Origin of the sequence: Pararobbsia silviterrae (genome assembly GCF_003628125.1) — a bacterium.
Taxonomy (GTDB): Bacteria; Pseudomonadota; Gammaproteobacteria; order Burkholderiales; family Burkholderiaceae; genus Pararobbsia; species Pararobbsia silviterrae.
Genome location: NZ_RBZU01000012.1, coordinates 81,419 through 107,541, shown reverse-complemented (window position 1 = coordinate 107,541; position 26,123 = coordinate 81,419). Strand labels below are relative to the sequence as shown.

Below are 26,123 nucleotides of genomic sequence, written 5' to 3'. Positions count from 1 at the left end.
CCCGCCTTACTCGCTGGCGTGATGATGACCGCCGTGCCGGCCTGAGGGGCTCGACGCGCCGGATGCGGCCGCCGCACCCGAAGCGTTCGATGCATCCGATGCGTCCGGGGCGGACGACGCGCTCGCGCCGCTCGCCGCGCGCGGCGGCGCGACGCGAATCGCGGCGCCGTCGCTGAGCCGGTCGACGCCGTCGGTCACGACCTGCTGACCGACGTCGAGGCCCGACGTGATGACCGTGTTCGCGCCGTCGCTCGGCCCGAGCTTGACCTTGTGGACCGAGACCGTGTGGTTCGCGTTGACGAGGTAGACGTAGTCGCCGGGGGCGCCCGTCTGAACCGATGCCGTCGGCACGATGACCGCGTCGTGCAGCGTGTCGACCGTGAGCTGCACGTTGACGAACTCGTTCGGGAACAGCGCCTCGTCGTCGTTCGCGAACATCGCGCGCAGCGTGACGGTGCCCGTGGAGGTCGCCATCTGGTTGCTGATCGCGTAGAGCGTGCCCTTCGTGATGAGCTTGTCGTTGTCGCTCGTATAGATCGCGACGGGGAGCTTCGCGCCCGCGCCGACGCGCTGGATCACCGAGGACAACGCGTTCTGCGCGACGGTGAATTGAACCGTCGTCGGTTTCATTTGCGTGATCACGACGATGCCGGTCGTGCTCGACGCCGTCACGTAGTTGCCCGGGTCGACGAGTCGCAGACCGACGCGGCCCGAGACGGGCGCCGTGATGCGGCAATACGCGAGATCGAGGTCGTACTGCGCGATCGCGGCCAGATCGGCCTTGACCGCGGCTTCGTCCTGCGCGACCGTGAATTTCTGATCTTCATAGGTCTGCGCGGCGATCGACTTGTTCTGCGCGAGTTCGGCGTAGCGCGCGAGATCGGAGCGAGCCTGCGCGAGCGACGCCTGATCCTTCGCGAGTTGGGCCTGCTCCTGCTGCTTGCTGATCTCGTACTGGCGCGGATCGATCTGCGCGAGGAACTGCCCTTTCTCGACTTCCTCCCCTTCGCGATAGCCGACTTGCGTCAGGTAGCCGCTCAATTGCGGGAGCACGGTGACCGTGGCGACGGGCGTCACCGTACCGAGCTCCTTGAGGATCACGGGCATATCGCCCGCATGCGCGGTCGCCACGGACACGACCTGCGGAGGTGTCTGGCGTTGCGGCTTCTTGCCGTGCATCACATGCAGCGCGATCAGCACGACGACGATGATCAGCACAATGATGACGATCCAACGGCCGAATCGGCGCGGGCGATGGGAAGGGGTGGCAGGGGTAGTGGACTCGCTCATGCGGTAAGTTCGCCTCGACGGGCATCGGTAATAGTGACTTGCATCCTTGCGCATGCGGCACGGCGCGAGGATTCGCCAAGAGTCCAGAGTTTATCGGCTCAAACGCCCTGATCGTATTGGCCTTGCCGATAAAACTGTTCCTGTGTGTTACGCGAATGGGGGCTCTTCGGATTATTTCTTACGATTTCATCACAACGATCCGGCACGCTTTTAGGCTGCTTGACCCCGCGTTTGCGCGCGATTTGCGCCTAAACCTTATGTAATACGTGCGCGAGCCCACTGTGCACATCGCGTGCCCAGACACGAATTTACGCTAAGTGTGCGTTCGGATATCGAACAATGACGGGGCAGATTCCGGACGCAAATGCATACGCGACCGCGATCCTCACGATCGCTCTCCCGTTTAATATCAATTTGAGTGATGGCACTTATCGCAATACGTCATTTTTCTTATTACTGAACGCTGTCGCGATGCCGCGCCGCTACCGCGCGGCCCACGTCGGCGATGCTCAACGTCTATCAGCCACACGGGGTGTCGAGACGACGATGCATACGCAAGCGGGAGGACACGGCGTCGCAGCGCGTACTCAATGCCGAGAAGACGCTATCGCCATTGCCCGAACAATACGCGTACCGGCTCGCACGATCGGAGTCCGCTAAACGGCGATCCATTTAATTGAGGGTTTGGGGGATCGAGCGCGAAGGCTGGGGTTGAGCGAAGGGCGCGGCCCTTCTGACCGCACCCTCTGCTGTCGCCTTAGTAGTGATAGCGGCACGACACGATATTGAGTTGCGTGTCGGCCACTTCATAGACGAGGCGATGCGTATCATCAATGCGGCGTGACCAGAAACCCGTCAGGTTCGCTTTCAGTGGCTCGGGCTTACCGATTCCCTCGAAAGGCGTCCGTTGCGCATCCTTGATGAGTTGATTGATCCGTTTCAGGGTCTTTTTGTCTTGCCCCTGCCAATACACGTAGTCATCCCACGCTTCGGCGGTCCACATCACGTTCAGAACACTCATTCGCTGTCTTCAACGAGTTTCCGCGCCTTGACCTTGCCCGCCCGCAGTTGCTTGATAGACCGCTCCAGATGGGCCACATTTGCCGGAGACCGGAGCAGATGAACGGTCTCCATCAAACTTTCGTAATGTTCTTGAGACATCACGACCGCATTGGGCGCATCACGCCGCGTAATGACCGTCACGTCGACATCATCCACGACTTGGTCGATGACCCGCTTCAGATTCGCGCGGGCATCAGTGAAGGGGATTGTACGCATTGGACCTCCTGAATCGCCTATCTGTACCGCAACCTGCGCAGTGTAGCCCGGCGCCCTCCAACATGTACAGCTATTCGTACATGTCCAGTCCAAAACGATGATGACGATGGCCGCCCAGACATCACATCCATCGATTATCATCCATTTTGATATACGGTCCGACGATGACACGATGATCGATCTGAATCTGCTGAGAGCCCTCGACGCACTGCTCGACGAGCGCAACGTGACGCGTGCCGCCGAGCGGCTCTCGCTGACCCAACCGGCCGTGAGCGGCATGCTCACGCGTTTGCGCGAAAGCTTTCAGGACCCCCTGTTCGTCCGCACGCAACGCGGCATCATTCCGACCGAGCGCGCGCTCGAACTCGAAGGCCCGCTCAAGCGCGTGCTCGCCGAAGTCGATGCGATGCTCCAGCCCGCGACCTTCGATGCGTCGAGCGCTGAAATGACGCTCTCGATCGCATCGACCGACTACGCGCTGCGCACCGTCGTCGTCCCCTTCCTTGCCGCGCTCAGAACGCGCGCGCCGCGTATGCGCGTCGTCGTGGTCCCGGTGCAGCACGAACGCCTCTACGAACACATGCAGCGCGGCGATATCGACTTCGCGCTGATCACGCCCGATATGTCTCCGCCCGGCCTCCATGCACGCCACCTCTTCGACGAGCGCTACGTCTGCGTGATGCGCGACGACCATCCTTACGCCGCGCGCGGCACGCTCACGCTCGACGCGTTCTGCGAACTCGATCATGCCTTGGTCTCGTATGCGGGCGGCAGCCTCACGGGCGTGACCGACGATGCACTCGCGCAGCTCGGCCGCACGCGGCGCGTCACGGTATCCGTGACGAGCTTCCTCGTGTTGCCCGAGATCCTGCTGACGAGCGATCTGATCGCCGTCGTCCCCTCGCGGCTCGCGCAGCACGCGCGCGGCCTCGCGATTCTCGAACCGCCGCTGGCGATCCCGGGATTCACAAAGACCGTCGCATGGCACGAGCGCACACATCATTCGCCCGCGCATGGCTGGGCGCGCGCGCTGCTCGCCACGACATGCGCGGACCTCGATGCGCACGATGTCCCGAAGACGCGCGGCGCACTCGCTTAGCCCGTCTCGCCGAGCGGCCATCGGCGACCCGTTGACGCCCCCCCGTCGGCAGCCTCGTTACCACGGCCGTCGACATGCGCATCGTCAAAGCAACCGGCCCGCGCCGCACTGCGGAAAATCCGAACTCGTGCCACTGTGCGCAACGTGAATTCGCGCTTCGCTGTCGTTCTCCATAACGAGGTCAGCCGATGAATACCGCCCTCCCATCGACGTCCGGTCCCGTGAATTTGCCGTTGTCCGGATCGGTTCCGATCACGCAGTCGTTCAATCCATGGATGCTCAACTTGCCCTTGCTCGCCGGTTACGTCGGCTCGTACACGGTCAATGTGGGCAATTCATCGAACCCCGCCGTCGAGCAGGCCGCGCTCAGCGTCGCAAGCTACGGCAAGCAGCTCGGCCGGATCGAGGACGTCCTCGTCCTGCTGCTCCAGCACATCAAGCTCACGGGCCTCGATGCGGACACCGCCAAACAACTCGAGGCTTTCAAACTCATGGACGTCGCCGACGACGCGCTCCCCCGACTCCGGTCCATGCTCGAAGAGCTCTCGCACGCGAAAAAGCAAAAGCAGGGGTAGATAAAGCGATCCATCCGCTCGCCGGCGTACTGCATCCCGATCGCCATGCCGGTATGACATGAGGGAATGAGATGCGGGCGTGACATGCAAGCCAAGCGAGCGGCACACGCGAGGCACGTCCTGGCGCGTGAGCCGTGCGACGCCCACCGCGCCCATATTGTCGCGATTTTCGAAACGAATAATCCTGGGCCTCGGCGTTTATCGCGCGTTAGGGCATCCATAGAATCGACGCCTGGACTTTGCGCGCTCGCGGCACGACGCACGACGCTCATTCACAGCGATCGATGCCCCGTCGCGGACGCACGATTCGACACACCATGCAAGCGCTCGGGGCATGCCCAAAACAGCGCCCTCGCGCACACAAACAGACGCCGATCGATGAATACCCTGCACCATGACACCGCTTCGGGCCTCGCCTATCGCATACGCCCCGCAAACGGCAACGCGTCCGCCCGGCTCTTTCTGCTGCATGGCGTCGGCGGCAACGAAACGAACCTGCTCTCGCTCGCGGACACGCTGTCCGACCGATTCGAATTGATCTTCGTGCGCGGCCCGTTGACGCTCGGTCCCGCACAACACGCGTGGTTCGAGGTCCGCTTTACGCCCGAAGGCCCCGTCATCCACGCCGAACAGGCCGATGCAAGCCGCCTGCGCTTGCGCGCGCTCGTGCGCTCGCTACGCGAAAGCGACGCAGGAGCCGCCGTTCCCGCGCTGATGGCAGGGTTCAGCCAGGGCGGCATCCTGAGCGCGAGCGTCGCGCTTACGTCGCCTGACGACGTCGCGGGCTTTGCGATTCTGAGCGGGCGGATCCTGCCCGAAATCGAGCCGCATCTCGCATCGCGCGAGCAGCTCGCGCGGCTCTCGGCGTTTATCGCGCATGGCGAGCATGACGACAAACTGCGGATCGCTTTCGCCGAACATGCCGATGCGTGGCTGACGCGTCTAGGCGTGCCGCACGCCTTGCATCGTTACCCGATCGGGCATGCGCTGAGCGCGGACGTCGTACGCGATTTCTCCCAATGGCTCGACGCACGGGTCGCGATCGACGCATCCGGACGCGCGCATGCCTAAGTGAACGATCGCATCGCGTGCGAAGGGGTCCCCTCACCTGGGCCTCGTGGCACGTCGAGCTCGCGCCGGCGGCGTAACGGCCTGCACCTTACGCATCGCCTCGTCTGCCATCGCGCTTTCTTAGTGTGATCGTCGAAATTCGGGCAACTGAACGCAATGCCCGACAAAATGGAATCGCACGCGCATCGCCACGCGCTCAATGCGAACGACGATCGGGAACACGCGATGAACCCCACCTTCAAGGCCCCCGGCGTCAAACGATTCCTCGTCTTCTCGTGCGCGCCGCTCTTCGTTGCGGCATGTAGCCCGCATAGCGATCAAAACGCGGCGCCCGCCAGCGACGCCGCGGCGGCATCCGCGCCCGCGGCAGACTTCGCATCGGCTCCCGCAGCGGCGGCGCAAGCAGTCACATCCGGGCCTTCAGTCGCCGCCGCCGCGTCGGATGCGCAGGCATCGGCCACGGCCGAAGCGTCGGACGCCGGCGCGGCGCCGATCACGGAGAATCATGCAGCCCTCGCGCCAGCCGCATCCGACGTCGGGGCATCGGCCGCCGCCGCCGCGCCCGCCTTCGAACTGCGGCCTCACCTCCCGGGTCACGACTTACAGGCCGATATCGTGAGCCCGGCGCTGCCGGCGCCACCGCCAGCCGCGCACGGCCCGGGACCTCTTGCCGGTGGCGCCGCGCCACCGGCGCTCGCCACGAGCGACGCCCGCGCGGCCGACACCCAGCCGGCTTCGAGTGCCACCATCCCCTCGGGCTTCGCGTCCGTCGACAAGGCGATCTCGGACATGATCTCGGGCAATCTGGTGTTCAACGTACCGACGCCCATCGACGTCGACGACTCCTGTCCGTGCCGCATCGATGCGATTCTGAGCCCAAACGTCGGTGTCGCGACGCTCCGTGCCCAGATCGCGGCCAGCAATCCCGACGCGACGGATTTTCAAAGCGCATCCATCAAGATGTCCGACAGAATGACCGCGCGTCTCTCGGCGGACCCCGACGATTTCACGGTCGATCCGAAGGGCGATCAGGAACAGGCGGTCGGACTCCAATCGCCGGCCAAATGGTCGTGGCTCGTGACGCCGAACAACTGGGGACGTCACACACTGCACCTCGTCATCTTCGCGAACGTCGACATTCAAGGACAGTCGGCGCCCGTGGGAGTCGTGACGTTCGACAAGCCGCTCGAAGTCACGGTCACGCCGGTCGGCAGAATCAAGCGCTTTATCACGGCGCATGGCGAGTGGGCGTGGGGCGCGCTCGTCGTCCCCTTCGCCGTCTGGCTCTGGAAGCAACGCCGAGTCCTCGGACTGTAGCGAACGCATGGCATGCGCGACACCCGCGCGCCGATCGCAGCGAACAACGAACGCCCTCAGCGCGCCCCGCCCGGGATCGTGTTCGACGGCACGATGTCGTGCCGCAACAGCATCCACATGAACGCGATCTCGTCGAGCATATTCGGGAACACGACATCGTCGACGCGCCCGACCCCGAGAAAGCGCACGACCTCGAAATCCTCGCCGTGCTGCTCCGACGTCACGATCGGCGCAAGCGATCCTTCAGGCGCGTTGCCGAGCCGCACGAACAGCAGCTTCGCCTTGCGCGACCGTGCGTGAATCGCATCGTTCAGACTGCTCGCTTCGTGCGGCACGTACGCATCGTCCTCGACCGTCGCGACGTAGAGCTTCGGCTCGTCGAGTTCGTAGAGCTTCTTGAAACGATAGACGCAACGCCCGAGATAACCGCGATCCTCGGCTTTCGACGGATCGTGGTGATTGAACATGTCCTTGACGCCGAATGCGTCGAGATAAAACCGGTGGTCGCATATGCCGAGGTTCGACGACCCGCGCGCCTCGACGGGAATCGGCACATAGTGACGCGGCGACATCATCTCGCCGAAATCGTCGCGGATCATATGATCGACCGCGCGCGGACCGCTGAAGATCCAGTCGAACGGCAGCGAATAGCGCTTGAGACCGTATTGCTTGAACACGCGGCTCGGCATGCAATTGAAACCGAGGCTCACGGCGTGATGGTAGGTCGGCCCCTTCGATACGCGATGTCGGGCCGCTTCCGGCCGCATATGGTGGACGACATGCGACATCAAGATCGGCAACGCCTCGGGGCTTTGCACGAAGCCGTTCACGATGCGCGTCATCCCGTCCTCGAACGACGCGTCGGCAAACTGGCGCAGATTGTCCTTGAATCCGGGCGCATCGGGCTCACGGCCCAGGATGCCGAGATACGCGGCGCGCAGTCCCGCGCGCGCAAGCCGCTCATGCTCGGATGACGCGACTTCGGCAACCGGCGCGTCGGCGACGACCTGGCTCACCCCCCGACTGAACATGCGATTCAGCATTCGTGTCCTCGTTGACCGATCATCGGACCGGTGTTGTCGGCGCTGAGTCTACCTTAGAGACAAAACCCGTTTCAATTCCTGTTCGAGGCTCGCTATGATGGCGCGTCGCCCGACGCATGCGTGCCGGCATGTTTGCGTTGCGCAGATCGAGGCATTCAGACGTCGCACGCCGCGTGCACGGATCAGAAACCGCCATCAGGCACGCGCCACGAGAACAAGGACAGGGGATGGCCGTCAGGCAACCAGACAATCTGCACATACTGTTTCCCGAGCTTGCGTCCTCGGCCGCGCGCGATCCCGGCTTGAATCGCGCGGACATCGTCGAGACCGAACTCGAAACGCCGCCCTTTCGTCTCCGATCGCCGTGGATCAGCGCGCGCATCCACTCGCGCCTCGACGCCACGGTCCGCGATGCGGTCGACATCACCGACGCGGACGAAGCGCGCGGCCTGCGCTTGCTCGCCCAACTCGCCGATGCGCGCGTCGGCGGGACCTTCTGGGCCGATGCGCCGGCCGTTTCTCGCCCCATCGACACGCTGCTGTGTCTGCCCGACGACGCCGCGGCGGCGACGCACATGCTCGAAGACATCGCCGCGCGGCACGACGCGACGCGTGTCTTCGCCCTCGCGCCGACCTCCGCGCTCGCGGCACGCGCACACCGTACAGGCTGCGTCGCAACCGCCGAACCCTGCGACCCGTGGCCGCTTCTCGACCAGGTCGACACCGTGCATGTCGGTGCCGAGACCCCCTATGCATTGCTCGCGCTCGCGGCCGGCAAACGTCTCGTCTGCCACGCACCGATCGCATACAGCGGCTGGGGCGTGAGCGACGACGAACCCGGCGTGCCGCGACGCGGCACGCGGTCGATCGGTGCGCTTGCGGCAGCCGCGCTCCTGCGCGCCGCGCGCTACGCCGATCCGTTCCTGGGCCGTCCATGCTCGGCCGAGCAAGCGATCGACTACCTCGCGGAATGGCGCCGCCTTGCGGAGACGACGCGCGGCATCGGCAGCGTATTCGGCATCGCATGGTGGAAACGGCGCGAAGTCATGGCGCTGCTGACCGCGCGCCACGCGCACCCGCTCGACAACGCGCCGCAATCGGCCGTCGCGAAGGCGGGCGCGCGCAAGGGCGCCGTGCTGGCCTGGTCGTCGCAGATCTCGACCGAACTCACGCGGCACGCGCGCGAGGCCGACGTCGAGGTCTGGCAAGTCGAAGACGGTTTCGTACGCTCCGTCGGCCTCGGCGCGAACGCCACGCCGCCGCACTCGCTCGTCGTCGATCGCAAGGGCATCTATTTCGATCCCACGCGCCCGAGCGAACTCGAATCGATTCTGCAACACACCGTGTTTTCGCCGGCCCTGCTCGCACGCGCCGCGTCGTTGCGGCATGCGCTCATCGCGCGCCGCATCAGCAAATACAACACGGGCGCGCATCGTCCCTACACGCGGCGCGCGGCCGCCGGACAACGGATCGCGCTCGTGCCGGGCCAGGTCACCGACGACCGCTCGGTCATGCTCGGCGGCGGCGCGATTCGCGACAACCTCGCCTTGCTCGCGCAGGCGCGCGCGGCCGCGCCCGACGCGTGGATCATCTACAAACCCCATCCCGATGTCGAAGCGGGCCAGCGCGCGGGCCTCGTGCGCGACGCGGACGCATACCGGTTCGCAAACGAGATCGTGCGCGATCTCTCGATGCCCGTGCTCCTCGACGACGTCGACGAGGTTCATGCACTGACATCGCTGACCGGTTTCGAGGCGCTGCTGCGCGGACGCCGCGTCGTCGTCCACGGCCAGCCTTTTTACGCGGGTTGGGGCCTGACCAACGACAAGGTGGCCACGCCGCGCCGCAACCGGATCCTGTCGCTCGACGAACTCGTCGCGGGCACGCTGCTGCTCTATCCGCACTACCTCGATCCCGTCACGCATTTGCCGTGCCCTGTCGAAATCCTGCTCGAACGGCTCGATGATCCGTCGCTGTGGGTCAACGGCCCGCGCATCGTCGCCCGGCAGGCCTATGGGCGCCTGCGTCGCGCGCTTGGGTTGCGCTAGTGCAGGCGCGGGCTGCGCGACAAACGTGCGAGATCCCCCTACACTTGCGCAAGCCGAACCGATAGGCCATCTCATCGCGAAAGGAAACCTTGTCTTGCGCCTCGCTCTGTTCACGCTCGAAAGCCTCGCCAATGCCACAGCCGTGCGCCGCTTCGTCGCATCGCACGGACACGATCTCGTGCTCGTCGGCCTCTCGGACCCGTTTCGGCAATCGATGGGCGGCTCGCTCGGACAGACCTGGCGCCATCTGAAGCGCTCGGGTCCGCGTTTTCTGCCCTATCTCGCAGCCAACTTCAGTTTGCCGCGTCTGCGCGGCGCACTGCCCGCGCGACGCGCGAACCGCGACGCCGAAGACCAGCCCCTTCGCGATCTCTGCGCCGCGCTCGACATTCCGGCGATCGTCGTCAGCGACGTCAACGACACGGACATTCGCGATCGGCTTCGCAGTCTCGATGTCGATCTGCTGATCTCGTTTCATTTCGACCAGATCTTCGACGCGCAGACGCTCGGCATTGCGCGACTCGGCGGCGTCAACGTCCATCCGTCGTTGTTGCCTCAGCATCGCGGCCCCGTGCCGACGCTCCACGCGCTGCTCGAACACCCGCCGCGTTTCGGCGTGACCGTGCACCGGCTCGTGCCGCAGATCGATGCGGGGCCGATCCTCGCGCAGGCGCCCGTTACGTTGCCCGAACGCACGACGGCGCTGCGCGCCGCGAGTCTGCTGCACGAACGCGGCGGCGAACTGCTCGACGCCGTATTGCCCGCGATCGCATCGGGCACGGCGCACGAGTCGCACGCAGCGACGCTGCCGTATTGTCCGTTCCCGACACGATCGCAATTGCGCGACGTATCGAAGCGCGGCCTCAGCGCCGCCGATTGGGCGGATATCTGTGCGGCGCTGAAGCTGTCGATCCGATGACACGTACCCGGCGACACGCGCCGTTTAACGCTTCGCGATCCGCGCAAGCGTCTCGATCGTCCGCGTGATCTGTGCGGGCTCGTGCATCGCGCAGATAAAGAAACGCAGGCGTGCCGCGCGCTCCTCGACGGCCGGATAGAAGATCGGCTGCACATTGATCCCTTCCTCGAACAACGCGTTCGCCCACTGTGCGGCCTTTAACGAACTGCGCGTCATGATCGGCACGACCGCATAGCCCGCGCTCGACCCCGTATCGAATCCCGCGGCGCGCGCTTCGCGCAGGAACTGGCGGCCGCGCGCTTGCAGCATCGCGACGCGCTGCGGCTCCGCGAGCATGCGCGTGAGCGCCGCGAGCGAGCCCGCCGCCAGCGCGGGCGCGAGGCCGACGCTGTACAGAAAGCCCGGCGCCAGATGACGCAGCATGTCGACAAGCGGCTGACATCCCGCGATAAACCCGCCGCAGCCCGCGAGTGTCTTGCTCATCGTCCCCATCCAGAGATCGACGTCATCCGAAGCGACGCCGCTGTGCTCGCGAATACCGAGCCCCCGCTCGCCGAGTACGCCGAGCGAATGCGCTTCGTCGACCATCAGGAACACGCCGTGCCGCGCGCGGATATCGACGAAGCGCGCGAGATCCGGCAGATCGCCATCCATGCTGTACAGCCCTTCGATGACGACGAGCACGTTGCGATAGTCGCCGCGCGTGCGCGCGAGCAAGGCGTCGAGTTCACGCCAGTCGTTGTGCGCGAACGAAAGCCGCTTCGCGCCGCTCAGTTGCGCGCCTTGCACGACGCTGTTGTGCGCGAGCGCATCGTGGACGATCAGGTCGCCCGGTCCGAACAAGGCGCCGATGACGGTCACGTTCGTCGCATGTCCGCTGACGAAGGCCACGCAATCTTCCGTGCCATAGAGGTCCGCAAGCGCACGTTCGAGATCGCGTTGAATCGGTCGCTCGCCCGCGACCATGCGGCTTGCCGATGCCGACACGCCGTATCGGTCGATCGCCGCCTTCGCCTGATCGACCACCGTGGGATCGGACGACAGCCCGAGGTAGTTGTAATTCGCGAAGTTGATGTACTCGCGCCCGCCGATACGCGTCGTCGCGCCGGCGGCGCCCTCGTGCACGCGAAAGAACGGCGACTCGACCTGCAGGGCGTCGCCCATCTGGCGGATCAGACTGACCTGCTGATACTGCGGCATGGCCTCGAAGCGCGCACGCGCATCCCACCGGGCATCGCCGTCCGTGCGCGAGGCCTGCCCCTTCGGCATCGCCTGCTCGCATCCCGCCTCGTCGCGTTGCGCGTCGTTCGACACGCGTTCGAGCTGACGCTTGAGCGCGGCGGCCGCGAGCTGCTTGCGGATTGAGTCACCCATTACCATCGGTGCGCCTGTCCCTGATCGACGATGTGTGTGGTGCACGGACACGTATCGTGCCTCCGCCTATCCGCGCCCCCCACCCGGTGTGCGGTGCGACGTGCGCGCTCATTCAACGGCTTCCGTTTGATCGACGGACAGCGCGACGCCCGCGGCGCCGCGGGCGCGCGTCGATTGTTCGCGATCGAGCGCATGCGCGCTCGCGAGCTGCGCGATCGCCGCGTCACGCGCGGGCAACGCATCGCCGACGGCGCCGGCCTCATCCGCTTCGACCGACGCGACCGAATCGACGATGCGTTCCGCGAGCGAACGCACGCTGACGCCTTCGGCGATCGCCATGACCGACAGCTTGACCTCGAATCGTTCCTCGACGGCCATGCCAAGTTCCATGCCCATCAGCGAGTCCATGCCCATATCGAGCAGGGCGTGATCGCGTTCGACGCGCTCGGGCGCGAGATGAAGAATGCGCGCGATCTGCATGCGCAAAGTCGTCTCGACGAAGGCGAGCGCCTCGTGTCGCGGCAAGGTCCGAATGCAGTCGCGCGCGCGATGCGCGCCGTCGCTCGGCGCTTCATCCGCCGCATGCGACCGGATCGACGCATAGCGTCGCGCGTGCGCGGCCGGCATGCCGCGCGCGAGCGCCTGCCAGTCGAGACGCACGACGGTCTCGCCGGCCTCGCCCGCGAGCAGTACGCGTTCGAGCGCGTCGAGCGCTTCCTGCGACGAAATCGATGCGCCGCCAATGCGGGTCTGCAGCGCGTCGCGTGTTTTCGCGTGGCGCGCGAGAAAGCCCACGTCGTCGAGCGGCCCCCAAGCCATCGCGGTGCCGGGCAACCCCGCTGCGCGACGCATCTCGACGAGCGCTTCGACGAAACTGTTCGCGGCGACATAACTCGACTGCCCGGGATTGCCGAACGCCGTCGTCGCCGACGAATAGACGATAAAGAAATCGAGCGCATGCCCGATCGTCGCGCGATGCAGATTCCACGCGCCCGCGACCTTCGGTTCGAGCACGGCTTCGAAACGCGCGTCGTCGAGATTGCGGACCAGGCCGTCATCGATATGCATCGCCGAATGCAACACGCCTTTAAGCAGCGCACCGCGCGCCGCGATCGACGCGACGAGCGCATCGACGGCCACGCCGTCGGTCACGTCGCACGATACGACGTCGACCCGCGCACCGAACTGTGTGCGCCAGCGCGCGAGTTCCTCATGGGCCGAATCGACCAGCGTGGCGCCGCGACTCGCCAGCGTCACATCGCGCGCGCCGCGCTCGATCATCCGGCGCGCGGTCGCGAATCCGAGTCCCCCGGTGCCGCCCACGACGAGGTATGCGCCGCGCGCATCGAGCGTCAAGACGTTCTGCGACGCCCGGCCACGTGTCGGCGCGGGCACACCCGACGCGTACCCGACGAGCACTTTGCCGATCTGACGAGCCTGCTGCATATACCGGAACGCCTGCTTGACACGCCTCGCCGCAAACACGCGATACGGCAACGGATGCAAGGCGCCGTCTTCGAAGGCCTGCATGACATCGGCAAACAGGCGCGTCGTGAGCTCGGGCAATGCGCCCATCAACTGGTCCGCATCGATGCCGAAATAGCTGATGTTGTTGCGAAACGGCCGCAGGCCGATCGCGGTGTTCTCATAGAAGTCGCGCTTGCCGAGTTCGAGGAAGCGGCCGAACGGGCGCAAGGTATCGATGCTGCGCACCATCGCCTCGCCCGCGAGCGAATTCAGCACGATGTCGACGCCCGCGCCGCCCGTCGCCTCCCGGATCGCGTCGGCAAACCCGAGACTCCGCGAATCGAACACGCGATCGGCGCCGAGCAGACGCACGAATTCGCGCTTCTCGTCGCTGCCGGCCGTGGCGAAGACCTGGGCTCCGAGATGACGCGCGAGCTGGATCGCCGCCACGCCGACGCCGCCCGCGCCGCCATGGACGAGCACGCGTTCGCCACGCCGCACGCGCGCGAGTTCGACGAGCGCGTACCAGACCGTGAAGAACGTCGTGGGGATCGTCGCGGCTTCTTCGAACGTCATCGAGGCGGGCTTGTGCGCGATCGCGGTCGCACGCGTCCATGCGCGCGTCGCGAACGATGCGGGCGCGAATCCGAGCACCGCGTCGCCGGGCGCGAAAGCCGTGACGCGCGCGCCGACGCGCGTCACGCGTCCGCTGAATTCCATGCCGACCGTCGCGCCCGCGAAGCCCGTTTCGACGGCCTCGTCAGACAGCAATCCCATCGCGTACATCACGTCGCGGAAATTCAGGCCCGTTGCGACGGGTTCGATTTCGACCTCGTCGTCGGCCGGCATGCGGGCGGGCGGCGCGAACCATTCGAGGTTGCGAAGCGATCCGGGCGCATCGAAGGCAAGGACCGCATGCGTCGATGCAGGCGCGCGACGACGCGCTTCGTCGGCATCGAACAGGCGCGGCACGAACCGGCCTGACGGTGCGAGGACCACCTCCTCCTCGACGTCGGCGGCAAGCAATTCGGCCGCGAGCGCCTGGGCCGCACAGTCATGCGCCGAGGCGACGTCGATGAGACGCCAGTCGAATGCGGGATGCTCGTTAGCGAGCACGCGTCCGAGCCCCCAGAGCGTGGCCTGTTCCGGACGTCGTGCCGGTGCTTTGCGTTCGTTGTGCTCGTCGTGCACATCGCGCGCAACGGGCTCGAACGCGAACGGCGCGCCGTCACGCGTGACGATATGGATCTGCGCGCGCACGCCGTCGATCTCGCGCACGCGCCGCGCGAGCGAAATCGATGTCGCGTGCTGCGCGCGCATGAGATCGGCGCCTTCGGCATCCGCGCGCAGCATCGTCTCGGGCGCGACAAACACGAGCCGCGGCCGCGACGTGCGTTCATGCGCCGAAGCGGCGGCATCGAGGACCTCGCTCACGACATCGCGCGCCACGATGGCTACCTCGGCGTCCGAATCGCGTTCGCGCAACGCCGCGGCGAGCGCGGCGGCGAAGGCGTCCGCGTCCTTGTCGGCGGGCACCAACAGCCACGGCGCGGCCGACGATGCCGCGTCATCGAGCGACATCGACGCCATCGAGAGCATCGGCGACGCGGGCGAGGCCACGCGAGCCGGCGCGCGCGCGATCACCAGCGCCGGCGTGCCTTCGAGTTCAAGACCCTGCTCCGCGACCGGCGTGATGTCGTCGAACCCGGCCTCTTCGAGCACACGCACGAGATGCGCTGTCGAATACATCGCATCCGTAACCTCATGCGAGGCGAATGCGATATCCGCGAAGCGGCTGTGCCGCGATTCGGCAAGCACGAGGTATGCGCCCGGCGCGAGCCAGCCGCGCACGGCCGACAGCACCGCAAGCGGATCGCGTTGCCGCGCGAGCAAGCGATCGGCGATCACGATGTCGTAAGGCGTCGCGTCGTCGATCGTCAGCGTCGAACGCTCCGATAGGCCGATGGCCACGAAGCGTCCGATGTCCGGATCCTCGGCCGCGAGCGCCGCATGTTGCTGTGCCGTGCACGCCAATGCGCGATCGCAACGCGCGGCGGGCAACGCGATATCGAGCGGCTGCGGCACGTCGATATCGGCGGGCACGATTTCGAGCACGCGCAAGCGGCGCGGCGCGCGCCACGCCTCGACGGCGCGCGCCGCGAACGCGCCGGCCAATGCACGCGCATGCGACCACGTCGGCGATGCGTCGAAATAGTGTTCGACGAGACTGCGATGTGTCGCCGACACCGTCGTCTCCGGTCCGCGCGGCACCTGCCACAAGGCCGGCAATGACGCGCCGCCCTGCGCAAGCAGCGTCAGTTCGGCGACATGCGCGGGAGACAATTCGAGCACGCTGCGCCACAACGCGTCGGCATCCGGCCACGCATCGCAGGCTTCGGACTCGCGCACGAGACGCGAGCCGTCCCAACGCGCGAGACCGTCTTCGACGAGCATGCGCGCGAGTCGCGCGACACGATCCGCATGCGGGCCGTGCAGCGCGGGCGCATCGAATGCGCCGGTCGCGTCGAACGCACGCAGCGCGTAGGCGCTCGCGAGTACGTCGAGCAGCGGCAGCACTTCGGTCAAGTGCATCGTGCGCCGCGCGTGCGGGTCGGTCTCGGCCAGCACGCGCGAGGCATCGGCAAGCAAGACCGACATCGCGGGCAGCGGGGTCGCGTCGAAGCCGTCCGCCAGCGGCCGCGCTTCGAGACGATACGCATAGCGCGCGGGCGCGACATAGCGCCGCGACAGCAGATCGACGCGCCGGAAGCGACACGCGCCGAGCCGCGCGACGACGCGTCCCCGCGCATCGAGGAAATCGAACGACGCGACGATCGAATGCGGACTGCGGCGATTCACTGTCGCGAGCACGCGCTCGATGGCGTCGCCGCGCAGGTAGTCGATGCGCGCGATCTGTACGGGCACGTAGGCGGCGCGATCCGTCTCCGACGCATCGTTCGCAAGCAGCGCGAACAGCGGATGAAAGCCCGCGTCCATCAGCGCGGGATGCAAGCGATAGATCGAGCGATCCTCGGCCGACGATGTCGATGTCGATGTCGATGTCGAAGCCAGTGACAACGCCGCATCGAGTTCGGCGACATCGACAAACTCGCCGAGCGCGGCATCACGTGTCGCATGCACGACGCGCATGCGACGGAACGCCGGCCCATAGCGGAGTCCGATCATCTCGGTGCGCGCGTAAAGCGTATCGGCGTCGAGCACGGGCGACGCGCGCAAACGCATCAGCGTCTCGGACGACACCCGCTCCTCGCGCGCCTCAAGCGTCGTGCCGCTCGCGAGGAGCCGGCCGACCACGTTCGTCGCCCACGGATCCTCGCTCATGCGATCGCGCGTCTCGATCGTGAAGGCCGCCGTACGCGCGTCGATCGTCAGTCGGAAGCGCTTCGCATGGGAGGCCTGGAACACGACGGGCTGGCGAATCTCGACATGTTCGAGCGCGCAGGTCTCGGTGCCGAAGAACGCGGTCGCCGCGGCAAGCGCCATCTCGACGAAACCCGCGCCGGGAAATGTCACGCCGCCGTCGACGATATGGTCCGCAAGAAACGGCAGACGTACCGGATCGATCTGGTTTTCCCATGCCCACGCATGCTCCGGGAGCCGATACCCGAGCAAGGGATGCACGCGATGCCGATGCGTAAGCCCGTAGCCTTCGGCCGTCGGCACGACGAGATAGGGCTCGCGCTGCCACGGATAGCGCGGCAGCGCGGAGGCCGTCAAGGTGGCCGCCGAATTGCCCGCCGATGCGACAAAACGCGTTCGATCGACAGGCGCGCCGTGCGCGATCGCGGACAGGATCGCGCGCTGCAGCGTCGCCGCGCTGTCCTGCTGACGCTTGAGCGTCGCGAGCGCGGTGCCCTGCACCTTGAGCGCGTCGAGCGACTGCTTGACGTAGGTACGCAAGATCGAATGCGGACCGATCTCGACGAACATGCGCACGCCGTCGTCGACGAGACGCGCGATCGCGTCGCCGAACCGCACGGGTTCGCGAATATTGCGCCACCAGTAACGCGCGTCGAGCGCGGAGCCCACGAGCGTCGCGCCAGTCACCGTCGAAACGAAACGGCGTTCGCCGTCGCGCGGCGCGAGGTCGGCGAGACGTTCGCGGATCGTCGATTCGACCGTGTCCATCTGACGGCTATGGAACGCGTAGTCGAGTTCGAGCACCTGGAAGAACGTACCGTGGGCGCGCAACGCATCGCGAATCGCATGCAGTCCCGCAAGCGACCCGGCGAGCGTGACGGACTCGGGACTGTTGACGCCCGCGATTTCGATATCGTGCGCGAGATCGAGGCGTGCGACGAGTTCACGCGCCTGTGCCTCGCCGATACCCGCCGCGGCCATGCGGCCCCGCCCGCGCGTCATCGCCTGCGCGCGACTGCGCTCTTTGACGACATGCACGGCGTCGCGCAGCGTCAACGCGTGCGCGGCCCAGGCCGCGGCGACCTCGCCGACGCTATGCCCGACACAGGCCTCGAAAGCCACGCCGCGCGCTTCGAGCGCGCGTACGATGCCGACCTGGATTGCAAACAGCAGCGGCTGCGCGTGTTCGGTCGCGGCGATCGCATCCGCATCGACGCCCGCTTCGAGCGCGGCCCGCAGCGAAGGACTGCCGTCCGCGCACCAGAATGCGTCGACGTCGTCGACGGCCGCGCGAAACAGCGGGTCTTCGACGATGAGCCGCTGCGCCATGCCGGCCCACTGCGCGCCGTTCCCCGAAAAAACAAGCGCGAGACGCGAATCCGTCTCGATGATCTCGCCGCGCACGACGGATGCGCTGTCGCCGTCCGGCGACGCGAGCGCGATGAGCCCCGCGTGCGCGTCGTCGAGGTCCGACGGCGCGACGATCGCGCGCTGTTCGAGCCATTGCCGCCGATGCGCGGCAGCGCTTGCGAGCGCGTGCCACGACACGCCCGCGGCAAGCCGCGCCTCGTATTCGGCCGCCAGCGCGGCAAGCGCCGCGCGCGAGCGCGCGGACAGCACGAGAGGCGCGAGGGCCGGCGCCGCAACGTCGCCTGCAACGTCATCCGCGTCACCGATCGCGCGGACGTGCACGCGATGCGAAGGAATGTGTAATGTCGAGCTCCGCGATGCCGATGCCTGCACACGCGGCTCACGTCCGTCTCCCCCCTGCGGCGCGGCGCGCGGTCCCTCGCCGAGCGCGACGTGCGCGTTCGTCCCGCCAAAACCGAACGAATTGACACCGATCACGAGTCGATGCCCGTCCTCGCCGATCGGCGTGAGGCGATCCACGACGCGCAGCCGCCCGCCCTCGAAATCGATATTCGGGTTCGGTTGCTCGAAATGCAGCGTGCGCGGCACCGCGCGATGCTTGAGGCACAGCACGGCCTTGAAGAGCCCTGCCATGCCCGATGCCGTTTCGAGGTGGCCGATATTGGTCTTGACCGAGCCGATCAGCAACGGCGCGTCGGCGGACCGGCCCGCGCCCGCGACTTCGATCAGCGCGCGCGCCTCGATCGGATCGCCGACTGCCGTACCCGTGCCGTGCGCTTCGACGTAATCGAGCGTAAGCGGATCGATCTCGGCGCGCGCATACACGGTGCGCAGCAGCGCGGCCTGTGTGACCGCGCCCGGCACACTGATGCCGCCCGGCGAATAGCCGTCCGAATTGACGCCCGTCCCTTCGATGACCGCATGAATGACGTCGCCGTCCGCGAGCGCGCGGTCGAGCGGCTTGAGTACGACGACCGCGCCGCCTTCGGCGCGTACATAGCCGTCCCCGCTCGCATCGAACGCGCGGCATCGTCCGCGCGGCGACAGCATCGAGGCTTTCGAAAAGCCGACGAAGCCGAACGGATGCATGAGCAGATTCACGCCACCCGCAAGCGCGGTCTCGACCTCGCCCGACTGCAGCGCGCTGACCGCCTGATGCAGCGCGACGAGCGACGACGAACAGGCCGTATCGATCGAGAGACTCGGTCCGCGCAGGTCGAAGAGATAGGAAATCCGATTCGATGCGATGCTCAGCGTGTTGCCGGTCGCCGAATACGGATCGACCGAGTTCAGGTCGTCCATGCTGCGGTTCGCGTAGTCGGTCCCTGCCACGCCGATATAAACGCCGCAATTCCGGCCGCGCATGTCGCGCGGCACGATGCCCGCGTGCTCGAACGCTTCCCAGGTCAGTTCGAGCAAGAGCCGCTGCTGCGGGTCCATCTGCGTGGCTTCGCGCGGCGAAATGCCGAAAAAGCCCGCATCGAACCCCGCGATATCGTCAAGCACGCCGGCCGCGAACGTATAGCTCTTGCCGGGCTCGCTCTTGGACGGATGCGAATAGAACGCGGTGCCGAACCGGTCCGCGGGCACCTGGGTCACCGCGTCACGTTCGGCTTCGAGCACACGCCAGAACTCTTCCGGTCCGGACACCCCGCCCGGAAATCGGCACGACATGCCGACAATCGCGATCTTGCGTTTATTCATGGCTGCTTTGTCGTTCCCGCACTTTTACATCTACTACATATTCGGTAATCACCCATTCACATCTACTACATATTTAGTAGGCATGGGTTCGCGCATACTCAAAACTGAGTAGTCGTTGTTCGAATATATAAGCGCATTTATATTCTAATAATCGACATCAATTCTCTCGTCCCGGCACATAAGAAAATCGGCTAAGAATCGCGTCGGCCAAGCGTGCCGGCAGCACGCCCAGCACGCGCATGCCAAGCGCAAGCGCGCCCGGAAACGCGATATCGGCGCGCCCCGCGGCAAGCTTGTCGCGAATGTGACGCGCGGCCCGGTCCGCCGACCAGAGCATCGGCTTGTCGCCCGGAAAACCATCGCTCATCGCGGTCTTGACGAAGCCCGGCATGACGACGGACAGGCGGATCCCGTCGCGCGTCAGCATCGGACGCACGGCGTCGCCCCAGGCCTTCAACGCCGCCTTGCTCGCGCAATAGGCCGGTGAAATCGCCATGCCGCGCAACGCGGCAAGCGAGCTCACCAGGGCCAACTGGCCGCGCCGGCGCGCGCGCATGCGCTCGATCACAGGCAGCGCCGCATGCAGCGCGCCGTGGAAATTGACGTCGAGCATGAAGGCCATCCGTGCGCGGTCTTCCCAATCGCGCGTCGTCGCAAGCGTGCTCGACGCACCCGCGTTCGCGATCAGCAAATCGATCGGATGCGCGTCGTCGAACGCGTCGAGCCACGTCCCCATCGCGTCGGCATCGCGGACATCGATCTCCGCAACGACAACCCGTGCGCCGCGCGCCTCGCAGGCGCGCGCGCACGCGTCAAGCCGCTGCGCATTGCGCCCCATGAGTCCCAACACGACGCCCGGCTGCGCATACGCCAACGCCAGCGCTAAGCCGATACCGGCGCTCGCACCGGTAATGACAATGTGGCGGGCTGCGATCCTAAGCATCAGTCAATGTAATGAATGTATGTTTTGATCCCTTAGCCAGACTCAGCGTTCGGGGAGCATACTTCATAACGACGAAATTGAATATCGCGCGTAAAAAATCGAAGCTTTCACGCGCTGACATTCAAGCGATGGCGGGATTCATATCGCATCGCTATAATCCAGCGCCAACCGATTTATTTTTCGCTTGGCACAATCGCATGCGCATCGCGATCGATGCGCGAAGCGATGCGGCGCTCGATCAATCGGTCGCTTCACGATGGCGGTGTGCGGGTCAAGGCATGCGGTTGACGATGCCCGGCTCGCAGGTTTTCGATTTCTGCGTCCTTGCCTGAGGGTTCGTGCGTACGGCCCCGAGTGCAGGGAATACCTGGACCTTGAAAAAGTTGGAACACACCACTGGCAGCGTGACGGCAGCGGGGCCGTCGACGGGGAACTCGCACGGAATCGTCACGCGCCTGCGACGCATCAATCGGCTCTTCGCCGTCACGGTGCTCGTCCCGACGATCGCTTCCGTGCTGTACTACGGTCTCATCGCGTCCGATGTGTACGTGTCCGAGTCACGTTTCGTCGTGCGCTCGCCGCAAAAGCAGGCACAAGCGAGCGTCATGGGCGCGCTGCTGCAAGGCACGGGTTTCTCGCGCACGCAGGACGACACGTATCCGGTCATCGACTATATCCAGTCGCGCGACGCGCTACGCGAGCTCGACCGCGGCCACTTCATCGTCGACGAATATTCGAAACGCGGCGACTTCATCAGCCGGTTTCATACGCGCTTCGACGACAGCTTCGAGGCGTTGTTCAAATACTATGTCCGCAACATCGTGTCGGCCGACCTCGACGCGACGACGGGCATCACGACGCTCCAGGTGCGCGCCTATACGGCCGACGACGCCGCGCGGCTCAACGACACGCTGCTCGGCATGAGCGAGCGTCTGATCAATCGCATGAACGCGCGCGCGGCCGTCGACGCCATCCAGTTCGCGCAGCACGAGGTCGATCTCGCCGCGGCGCAGGCCAAGGACGCCGCCGCCGCGCTCGCCGCCTATCGGAACACGAATCTCGTGTTCGACCCCGAACGCCAGTCGGCGCTGCAATTGCAGCAAGTGACGGGATTGCAGACGCAATTGTTCGAAGCGCAGACCGAACTCACGCAGCTTCAATCGATCTCGCCGCAGAACCCGCAGATCCCGGTGCTCAAGACGAATATCGACACGCTGCAGCGGCAAATCCAGGCGGCCACGGGCCATGTCAGCGGAGACAGCGGTTCGCTGTCGCAGAAGGCGGCCGCCTACGCCCGGCTGCAACTCGAGTCGCAATTCGCCGACAAACAGCTTGCGACCGCGATGACGGGTCTCGACACCGCGCGTGCCGAAGCCGATCGCCAGCAGCTCTATCTCGAACGGCTCGTTCAACCGAACACGCCGGACATCGCGATCGAACCGCGACGCCTGCGCGGCATCCTCAGCGTGTTCGTGCTCTCGCTGATCGCATGGGGATCGATCAGTCTGCTGCTCGCGAGCGTGCGCGAGCACCGGGATTGACGCGATGAACTCGGGGGCATGGCACCGCTTCGGCCGCTCGTTCGCGATTCAGCGGCGCGTGATCTTCGCGTTGATCATGCGCGAGATCATCACGCGATATGGGCGCAACAATATCGGCTTCGCCTGGCTGTTCGCCGAGCCGATGCTCTTTACGATCGGGATCACGGTGCTCTGGTCGGTCGCGAAGGAAAACGCGGGCGGCCACCACATCAACATCATCGCGTTCGCGATCACGAGCTACACGACGGTCCTCATGTGGCGCAACACGATCGGCAACTGCACGCACGCGGTCGTGCCCAATCAGTCGCTGCTGTTCCATCGCAACGTCAAGATCATCGATTTCTTTTTCGCGCGCATCATCCTCGAAATTTCGGGCGTGACGTTCTCGACGGCCGTGCTTTTCCTCGCACTGCTCATCACGGGTTTGATCCCGCCGCCGGCGGACGTGCTGACGATGATCGGCGGCTGGATCCTGCTCGCCTGGTATTCGATAGCGATGGGGCTGCTGATCGGCGCGCTCTGCCAGTACGACGAACTCGTCGAACGCATCTGGCATCCGCTCGCCTATTTTCAGTTGCCCGTCTCGGGGGCGTTCGCGATGGCGAGCTGGCTGCCGACGCCGCTCCGGAAAGTCGTGCTGCTGTTTCCCGCGGCCAATTGCGCCGAAATCGTCCGCGACGGCTATTTCGGCGATGCGATCAAGTCCTACTACGACGCCGGCTATGTCGCGACGATCTGTCTCGTCCTGACGTGGCTCGGCCTGCTTGCCGTACGCGGCGCCGCGCGACGCCTCGCTTAGCGAACCGTGTTCGCGAGACGACCGCGCTTGGCGCCTGGCTCTTAGTTTGCTGACGACCACGATGATCGAACTCAACCGCGTGACGAAGGAGTATGCGCAAAGGCATGGGCGCAGAACCATCCTTCGCGAGATCGACCTGTCGATCGAAAAAGGCGAGCATATCGGCATCCTCGGCCGCAACGGCGCGGGCAAGTCGACGCTGATCCGCTTGCTCGCGGGGTCCGAACTTCCGACGAGCGGCACGATCCGGCGCTCGATGAGCGTCTCGTGGCCGATCGCGTTTTCGGGCGGTTTCCAGGGCAGTCTGACGGGTCTCGACAATCTGCGCTTCATCTGCCGGATCTACGAAGTCGACTATCTGTCCGCGTTGCCGTTCGTCGAGGAATTCTCGGGCCTCGGCACGTATTTGAAGGAACCCGTCAAGACGTATTCGAGCGGCATGACCGCACGGCTCGCGTTCGCGATCTCGATGGCCATCGATTTCGACTGCTTCCTGATCGACGAAGTCATCGCCGTCGGCGATGCCGATTTCCAGCGCAAGTGCCGCATGGAGATTTTCGACAAACGCGCCGATCGGACCGGCATCCTCGTATCGCACGATCCGCATCTGATGAGGCAGTACTGCACGAGCGTCTACGTGCTCCACGAAGGCACGCTCCATCAGATTCCGGACATCAACGAGGCCTATGAGTTTTATGCGCGCGTCAATGCGACTTTTTGACGCCCCGCGATCGCACGACATCGCCGAGCCGAACACATGACATTCACGTTCCGGATTCGAGGACGCAGGCGCATTCGAGAAGCGAACCAGGCACGCGACGCGCGCCTCTGGGCTCAGGCGGCCGCGCTATACGAAGCCCATGTGAAGCGCCGGCCGCGCGACGTCGCGGTCGTCGTTCAGCTTGCGAACTGCCTCAAGGAAGCCGGCGAACACGCAAAGTCGCTGTCGTTCTACGAACGCGCGATCGAGCTCAGCCCGACCGATGCCGATGTGTTTCTCCAGCGCGGGCATCTGTTCAAGCTCATGAATCGCCGCGCGGATGCGCTCGCGAGCTACCGTACCGCGCTCAAACACGACGCGGACAACCCGCACGCGTTCCGTGAATTACTCGGCATGGGCGAGTACGACGATCTGCCCATCGACGACACCGTGACGACGGATGAGGCCGTCAACACGATCTGGCTCGATATCACGGACCTCATTGAGTACGCGAAGCACAATCGCAGCTTCAGCGGCATTCAACGCGTGGTGGCCAATCTCGTGCGATTCGCCGCGCAGCAGGCGCCGGGCGCCTTCCGTGTGGTCCCCGTCGTGCCCGACTATGCACGCTTGCGCGTGCTGGCCGTGCCGATCGAGCGCGTCCAGGCCTTGATCGATCTATTCGACACGCCTCGCGTCGAGCGCAAGACGATCGACAAGGCGATCCTCGCCGTCTATACGAGCCGATACAAGGTCGTGCCGACCGCCAGGGACGCCGTCGTCATCGCCGGCGCGTTCTGGATTTATCCGCACTACGACGTGATCGCGCGGCTCCGGAAGAACGGCGTGCGATTCGGCGTCTTCGTGCACGACCTGATTCCGATCAAGTATCCCGAGTACGTGCATCACGGCGCGATCGTCGATTTCCAGAACAAGTGGGTCGAGGTCCTCGGCGTGACGGACTTCGTTTTGACGAATTCCGAATACGTCGCGAGCGAAGTCAAGGCTTACCTCAACGACACCTTGACGTTCGACGTCCCCGTCAAGGCCGTGCCGCTCGCGACCGAATTGCGTGAACGCACCGCGAGCCCCGACATCGTCGACCCCGCGATCGTCGACGTCTGCCGGCATCCGTTCGTGCTCTGTGTCTGCACGCTCGAAGTCCGCAAGAATCATCTTTACCTCGTCAAGGTCTGGCAGCGCTTGCGCGAGCGCTTCGGCGAGAACGCGCCGAAGCTCGTCTTCGTCGGCAAATGGGGCTGGGACGTCGAGGAACTGCAGCTCTACCTCGAAACGCTCGGATGCCTCGACGATTGGCTGCACATATTCAACGGGATCTCGGACGGCGCGCTCGAATACCTGTATGAGCGCTGCCTGTTCACCGCCTATGTGAGCTTCGCCGAAGGTTTCGGCTTGCCGATCGGCGAAAGTCTCGTGCACGGCAAGCCCTGCATCGCGTCGAGCACGACGTCGATGCCCGAGGTCGGCGGCCGCTTCGCGCGCTATGTCGATCCGTACGATCTCGACGACGGCTTCCGCGTATTCGAACAGACACTCGCCGATCGGACGGGCCTCGAAGCATGGCGCGACGATATTCGCCAACATTTCTCGCCCCGCACATGGAACGCGTTCTGCGCCGATTTTTATCGGTGCGTCGAAACCTTCCATGCCGAATTCGAAGGCGCGCCCGCGGCTTTGAACTGTGTGCTGCCCAGCGCGAAGATCGTGCGCGGCGGCGAATCGGCGATTGCCCATCTCGCGGCAACGCGCGCGCGTATCGTCACGTTCGACGCCGCGCGCTGCACGGGGTGGTCGCAAATGGAAAAGTGGGGCGTCTGGAGCGTGAATTCCGTCGCGACACTCGAATTCGGCAGCGATCTCGAGGCCGGTTCGGACATTCAAATCTATCTGCGCCTTCGACGACCCGCGGGCAAGACATCGACGCGGCTCACGGTCCGCTGCGCGGACACCGTCGAGTCGTTTCGCCTCGCCGTGCACGACACGTTCATTGCCTTCAGCGGTGTCGTCGACGCCGATCGCCGGATCCGCATCGAACTCAATGTCCGGCGCCGAGGCTCGGACGCGGATGTCGGCGTGGGCTTCATCGCGCTCACCGCGATTGCGTACTTCGCGAAACCGCAGCACGCGACGAGTCTGTTGACCGGCACCGACTAAGCGACGCGCAGGCCCCCCGCCTCCGACG

At 65.4% G+C, this 26,123-nt stretch carries 18 protein-coding genes; 11 read left to right on the top strand and 7 right to left on the bottom strand.

Annotated elements, in window-relative coordinates; genetic code table 11:
- Positions 1–6: 6 nt before the first annotated feature.
- The 3 genes from D7S86_RS22535 to D7S86_RS22525 form a co-directional block, all read right to left on the bottom strand.
- A complete protein-coding gene (locus tag D7S86_RS22535) occupies positions 7–1,290 on the bottom strand; it encodes an efflux RND transporter periplasmic adaptor subunit (protein ID WP_121089576.1) in 1,284 nt (427 codons plus the stop codon).
- Positions 1,291–2,047: 757 nt separating this feature from the next.
- On the bottom strand, positions 2,048–2,311 hold the full coding sequence (locus tag D7S86_RS22530; RefSeq protein ID WP_121089574.1) for a Txe/YoeB family addiction module toxin: 264 nt from the start codon (positions 2,309–2,311) through the stop codon (positions 2,048–2,050).
- A complete protein-coding gene (locus D7S86_RS22525) occupies positions 2,308–2,568 on the bottom strand; it encodes a type II toxin-antitoxin system Phd/YefM family antitoxin (RefSeq protein WP_121089754.1) in 261 nt (86 codons plus the stop codon). The genes D7S86_RS22530 and D7S86_RS22525 overlap by 4 nt, the downstream gene beginning before the upstream one ends.
- 172 nt (positions 2,569–2,740) lie before the next feature.
- Here D7S86_RS22525 and D7S86_RS22520 point away from each other — a divergent pair, with 172 nt between their 5' ends.
- From D7S86_RS22520 to D7S86_RS22505, 4 genes are all read left to right on the top strand, one after another.
- Positions 2,741–3,667 carry a LysR family transcriptional regulator gene (locus D7S86_RS22520; RefSeq protein WP_121089572.1) on the top strand — a complete coding sequence of 309 codons (927 nt, stop codon included), beginning with the start codon at positions 2,741–2,743 and terminating at the stop codon, positions 3,665–3,667.
- A 188-nt stretch (positions 3,668–3,855) separates the two neighbouring features.
- Positions 3,856–4,242 carry a hypothetical protein gene (locus tag D7S86_RS22515; RefSeq protein WP_121089570.1) on the top strand — a complete coding sequence of 129 codons (387 nt, stop codon included), beginning with the start codon at positions 3,856–3,858 and terminating at the stop codon, positions 4,240–4,242.
- Positions 4,243–4,620: 378 nt separating this feature from the next.
- Positions 4,621–5,313 (top strand): alpha/beta hydrolase, encoded by a 693-nt coding sequence (locus D7S86_RS22510; protein ID WP_121089568.1) that lies wholly within the window; start codon positions 4,621–4,623, stop codon positions 5,311–5,313.
- Positions 5,314–5,538: 225 nt separating this feature from the next.
- On the top strand, positions 5,539–6,630 hold the full coding sequence (locus tag D7S86_RS22505) for an ornithine cyclodeaminase (RefSeq protein ID WP_147432426.1): 1,092 nt from the start codon (positions 5,539–5,541) through the stop codon (positions 6,628–6,630).
- A 56-nt stretch (positions 6,631–6,686) separates the two neighbouring features.
- Here D7S86_RS22505 and D7S86_RS22500 read toward each other — a convergent pair whose 3' ends face one another.
- Entirely contained in the window at positions 6,687–7,673 is a 987-nt protein-coding gene (locus tag D7S86_RS22500; protein WP_121089564.1) for a DUF1796 family putative cysteine peptidase, read from the bottom strand.
- A 227-nt stretch (positions 7,674–7,900) separates the two neighbouring features.
- Here D7S86_RS22500 and D7S86_RS22495 point away from each other — a divergent pair, with 227 nt between their 5' ends.
- Both D7S86_RS22495 and D7S86_RS22490 read left to right on the top strand, forming a co-directional pair.
- Complete coding sequence (locus D7S86_RS22495; protein ID WP_158602052.1) at positions 7,901–9,721, top strand: capsular polysaccharide export protein, LipB/KpsS family; 1,821 nt, start codon at positions 7,901–7,903, stop codon at positions 9,719–9,721.
- Positions 9,722–9,815: 94 nt separating this feature from the next.
- On the top strand, positions 9,816–10,640 hold the full coding sequence (locus D7S86_RS22490) for a formyltransferase family protein (protein WP_121089560.1): 825 nt from the start codon (positions 9,816–9,818) through the stop codon (positions 10,638–10,640).
- Positions 10,641–10,664: 24 nt separating this feature from the next.
- Here the strand turns inward: D7S86_RS22490 and D7S86_RS22485 are convergent, their stop codons facing one another.
- The 3 genes from D7S86_RS22485 to D7S86_RS22475 all read right to left on the bottom strand — a co-directional run bounded on the left by D7S86_RS22485 (position 10,665) and on the right by D7S86_RS22475 (position 20,880).
- Positions 10,665–12,014 (bottom strand): aminotransferase class I/II-fold pyridoxal phosphate-dependent enzyme, encoded by a 1,350-nt coding sequence (locus D7S86_RS22485; protein ID WP_420813301.1) that lies wholly within the window; start codon positions 12,012–12,014, stop codon positions 10,665–10,667.
- A gap of 108 nt (positions 12,015–12,122) precedes the next feature.
- Entirely contained in the window at positions 12,123–19,937 is a 7,815-nt protein-coding gene (locus D7S86_RS22480; protein WP_121089556.1) for a type I polyketide synthase, read from the bottom strand.
- A gap of 157 nt (positions 19,938–20,094) precedes the next feature.
- Entirely contained in the window at positions 20,095–20,880 is a 786-nt protein-coding gene (locus D7S86_RS22475) for an SDR family NAD(P)-dependent oxidoreductase (RefSeq protein ID WP_121089554.1), read from the bottom strand.
- Between the two features lie 77 nt (positions 20,881–20,957).
- Here D7S86_RS22475 and D7S86_RS22470 point away from each other — a divergent pair, with 77 nt between their 5' ends.
- The 5 genes from D7S86_RS22470 to D7S86_RS22450 all read left to right on the top strand — a co-directional run bounded on the left by D7S86_RS22470 (position 20,958) and on the right by D7S86_RS22450 (position 26,095).
- Positions 20,958–21,212: a hypothetical protein gene (locus tag D7S86_RS22470; RefSeq protein WP_147432425.1), complete on the top strand. Its 255-nt coding sequence runs from the start codon at positions 20,958–20,960 to the stop codon at positions 21,210–21,212.
- 51 nt (positions 21,213–21,263) lie between these two features.
- Positions 21,264–22,421 carry a KpsE/RkpR family capsule polysaccharide export protein gene (locus D7S86_RS22465; RefSeq protein ID WP_121089550.1) on the top strand — a complete coding sequence of 386 codons (1,158 nt, stop codon included), beginning with the start codon at positions 21,264–21,266 and terminating at the stop codon, positions 22,419–22,421.
- A 4-nt stretch (positions 22,422–22,425) separates the two neighbouring features.
- A complete protein-coding gene (locus D7S86_RS22460) occupies positions 22,426–23,220 on the top strand; it encodes an ABC transporter permease (RefSeq protein WP_121089548.1) in 795 nt (264 codons plus the stop codon).
- 61 nt (positions 23,221–23,281) lie between these two features.
- Entirely contained in the window at positions 23,282–23,941 is a 660-nt protein-coding gene (locus D7S86_RS22455) for an ABC transporter ATP-binding protein (RefSeq protein ID WP_121089752.1), read from the top strand.
- Between the two features lie 36 nt (positions 23,942–23,977).
- Positions 23,978–26,095, top strand: a complete 2,118-nt coding sequence (locus D7S86_RS22450) for a glycosyltransferase family 4 protein (RefSeq protein ID WP_121089546.1) — start codon at positions 23,978–23,980, stop codon at positions 26,093–26,095.
- Positions 26,096–26,123: the final 28 nt, after the last annotated feature.

What these genes read in the sequence shown, in the direction of transcription:
- D7S86_RS22510 (WP_121089568.1), top strand. Translation starts at nt 4,621, where the DNA reads ATGAATACCCTGCACCATGACACCGCTTCGGGCCTCGCCTATCGCATA.
- D7S86_RS22500 (WP_121089564.1), bottom strand. Translation starts at nt 7,673, where the DNA reads ATGCTGAATCGCATGTTCAGTCGGGGGGTGAGCCAGGTCGTCGCCGAC.
- D7S86_RS22475 (WP_121089554.1), bottom strand. Translation starts at nt 20,880, where the DNA reads ATGCTTAGGATCGCAGCCCGCCACATTGTCATTACCGGTGCGAGCGCC.
- D7S86_RS22450 (WP_121089546.1), top strand. Translation starts at nt 23,978, where the DNA reads ATGACATTCACGTTCCGGATTCGAGGACGCAGGCGCATTCGAGAAGCG.
- D7S86_RS22505 (WP_147432426.1), top strand. Translation starts at nt 5,539, where the DNA reads ATGAACCCCACCTTCAAGGCCCCCGGCGTCAAACGATTCCTCGTCTTC.
- D7S86_RS22525 (WP_121089754.1), bottom strand. Translation starts at nt 2,568, where the DNA reads ATGCGTACAATCCCCTTCACTGATGCCCGCGCGAATCTGAAGCGGGTC.
- D7S86_RS22495 (WP_158602052.1), top strand. Translation starts at nt 7,901, where the DNA reads ATGGCCGTCAGGCAACCAGACAATCTGCACATACTGTTTCCCGAGCTT.
- D7S86_RS22480 (WP_121089556.1), bottom strand. Translation starts at nt 19,937, where the DNA reads ATGAATAAACGCAAGATCGCGATTGTCGGCATGTCGTGCCGATTTCCG.
- D7S86_RS22515 (WP_121089570.1), top strand. Translation starts at nt 3,856, where the DNA reads ATGAATACCGCCCTCCCATCGACGTCCGGTCCCGTGAATTTGCCGTTG.
- D7S86_RS22535 (WP_121089576.1), bottom strand. Translation starts at nt 1,290, where the DNA reads ATGAGCGAGTCCACTACCCCTGCCACCCCTTCCCATCGCCCGCGCCGA.
- D7S86_RS22530 (WP_121089574.1), bottom strand. Translation starts at nt 2,311, where the DNA reads ATGAGTGTTCTGAACGTGATGTGGACCGCCGAAGCGTGGGATGACTAC.
- D7S86_RS22485 (WP_420813301.1), bottom strand. Translation starts at nt 12,014, where the DNA reads ATGGGTGACTCAATCCGCAAGCAGCTCGCGGCCGCCGCGCTCAAGCGT.
- D7S86_RS22455 (WP_121089752.1), top strand. Translation starts at nt 23,282, where the DNA reads ATGATCGAACTCAACCGCGTGACGAAGGAGTATGCGCAAAGGCATGGG.
- D7S86_RS22460 (WP_121089548.1), top strand. Translation starts at nt 22,426, where the DNA reads ATGAACTCGGGGGCATGGCACCGCTTCGGCCGCTCGTTCGCGATTCAG.
- D7S86_RS22520 (WP_121089572.1), top strand. Translation starts at nt 2,741, where the DNA reads ATGATCGATCTGAATCTGCTGAGAGCCCTCGACGCACTGCTCGACGAG.